Source organism: Chryseobacterium phosphatilyticum, assembly GCF_002899825.2.
In the GTDB taxonomy this organism is placed as follows: Bacteria; Bacteroidota; Bacteroidia; order Flavobacteriales; family Weeksellaceae; genus Chryseobacterium; species Chryseobacterium phosphatilyticum.
In genome coordinates this window covers 1-452 of sequence record NZ_PPED02000101.1, presented here as the reverse complement: position 1 = coordinate 452, position 452 = coordinate 1, and the positions used below count along the sequence as shown (strand labels likewise).

Genomic DNA, 452 nt, shown 5'->3' with positions numbered 1-452 from the left:
CGCCTGCCTCGGCCTGGTACGCCTGCTGGTTGACTTCAGGTATGGATTCCACTTTCACGGGGGATGCTTTACGGGCCATGGGATTTCCTTAGTTCGGGAGACGGGTGTAGCGTTGGCGACGCTCGTTGAGTTCGTCCTGGCCGCGGCGCAGGGCTTCGTCGAATCCAAAGGCCACCTGGACCAGGCGCGGTCCGAGCAGCCAGCGCTTGTCGTCATGCGGGCTGCGGTCGGCCAAGCCGGCGATGCGCAGGTTTTCCAGGGCGCGCAGGGCGGCGCTGGCGTCGCACTCGGCGGCGACCGCCACCTCCTTCAGCAGCAGCCCCCGGAATTCGTTGGCGGCGAGGGCCAGCATGACCCGTAGGGTTCGCTGGACCTGCTCGGAGCGGTATTTTTCGGTGCTCATGCGCAGCGCTCCATCGGGATGACGACCAAGGCGCCGGACTGGGTGATAG

At 66.2% G+C, this 452-nt stretch carries 1 protein-coding gene; it reads right to left on the bottom strand.

What is annotated here, in order from left to right:
* Positions 1-88: 88 nt before the first annotated feature.
* Positions 89-452: hypothetical protein (locus C1631_RS23655; protein WP_228441536.1), on the bottom strand; the 364-nt coding region annotated here is incomplete at its 5' end.